At 58.7% G+C, this 1,630-nt stretch carries 1 protein-coding gene and 1 pseudogene; both read left to right on the forward strand.

Annotation, left to right across the window (positions count from 1 at the left end; all coding sequences use genetic code 11):
• A partial coding sequence (locus tag FS320_RS46805; RefSeq protein WP_210252262.1) for a hypothetical protein occupies positions 1-372 on the forward strand: 372 nt, incomplete at its 5' end.
• An 872-nt stretch (positions 373-1,244) separates the two neighbouring features.
• Positions 1,245-1,630, forward strand: a pseudogene (locus FS320_RS43030) (hypothetical protein); the annotation flags it as partial.

The raw sequence follows: 1,630 nt of genomic DNA on the forward strand, positions 1-1,630 counted from the left end.
ATGACCTTGGAAGAGCCTTTTCCTCTGGATGCTGTTCCGTCGCGGGTGAGAGCCGCAATCCTGAACGCGTTCAAGGGCCGCTGTCCCAGCGTGCGAGAGATGGCCGAGATTTCAGACCGCGATTGGCTCAAAGCTCCCGGCATCGGTCCAGCCGCCCTCGAGGAAATCCGCAGCATCACCGATGCTCAGGGATGTCAGACGGCCTGTCCCTCATCCCCTCGATTGACAGATGCCGAACTTCTGGACCGCCTTGAACGGCTCCAGGAGGAACTCCGATGGCTCCAGGACCACCTGGAGGCAAGGCTGCTCAAGACTGCAAGACGCAAACCTAACCGCCAGTGGCACAAGGCAGCAAGTGCAGCGGATGCCTAGTTTCATTCGAACAAAGGCATCCAGCGCCTGATCGCCGTTCCATAACGGCGCTGATCAGGCTCATCCGTGAAGGAACTGCGGGGCTGGATGGAAGCGGAGGTCATCAAGGCACGATCCGAGTTTGCAGTGTGGAAAGCATGTCCATGGTGGCGTCGTCTGGCCTGCTGAGGCTATTGCGTCAAGCCAGCAATCATCAGAGCCGGGAGGGCCGGTTTGGCTTATGCGCTTCGCTTGCGGTGCGCCAATACACTTCCCGCTGGAGCTGCTCGCGAACTGTTTCCAATTCAGCGTGCTCCTCCTCCGCTCGTTGTATCCGCCTTCGGGAGCTTCGAAGCCTGATGGCCTGGAGACAGGTGAGGCATCCGGCGGCAAACGCTGCGAGGGCAATGATCCACTGATGGTATACGTCAGGTCGAGCCTGAAAGGCGGTGATGGACAAACCTAACAGCAGAGCCGCCACCCCAAGCGCAACGACGCTCCGGCTCAAGAGCGCCAGGATGCATGGAGCCGCAACAACCCCCAAGATGAAAAGCTGCTCCGCCCTCGTTCTCCCGACCATCCCAGTGGTCGACTGAAGCAGTTCTAGCCAGGCATTAGGAAAGTTGATCATCTTCCCCTCCACTCATTGAGATCGAGGTCATTGTATTCTAGGCGAACCGTATTCTAGGCGAACCGGCGGCAGTGCCATCGGGTATGTGAATACAGGCGCGGGACGGGCAAAAGGTCGGAACTGCAGTCCTCGCGAAAATTGCGCTTCAAAAGGAAAGGACAGCAACCCAAGGCGGTGCTAAAATCCTCGCGCCGTCTTGGTGACCCGGGCGCGTCCCGGCGCCGGCGACGAGGCCAATAACAGTCCCGAAAGGGAGAACATCATGGCACGCCCAACCAGAGTTCCTGCCACCACTGACCCAACCATCGACGGCGTGCTCGGAGGCACGAAGTGGGTTGGTACCGTCAGCTATAGCTTTCCAGACAGCCGCTCGGACTACGAATTCTTCTACCCAATTCCCGTCGAAATCATCGCTCCAACTGCCTCAAATGGCCCATTCGCAATTCCGTTAGCTCGTAGCAACTTCACGCGGGCCCATCCCCTTCAAGAGGAGGCGGTCCACCACATCCTCAAGGGCTTCTGGGCGGGGAGTGAAGTGACGGACCCTCGGTCTGCGCATGTACATACGATGGCGGTCGAGGAGTTTACGACCCTTAAGTTTAGATACGGTGGCCGCGACGAGGAAGACATTCGGATCGCCCAGTCTAG

Source organism: Microvirga tunisiensis, assembly GCF_009296175.1.
GTDB classification, from domain to species: Bacteria; Pseudomonadota; Alphaproteobacteria; order Rhizobiales; family Beijerinckiaceae; genus Microvirga; species Microvirga tunisiensis.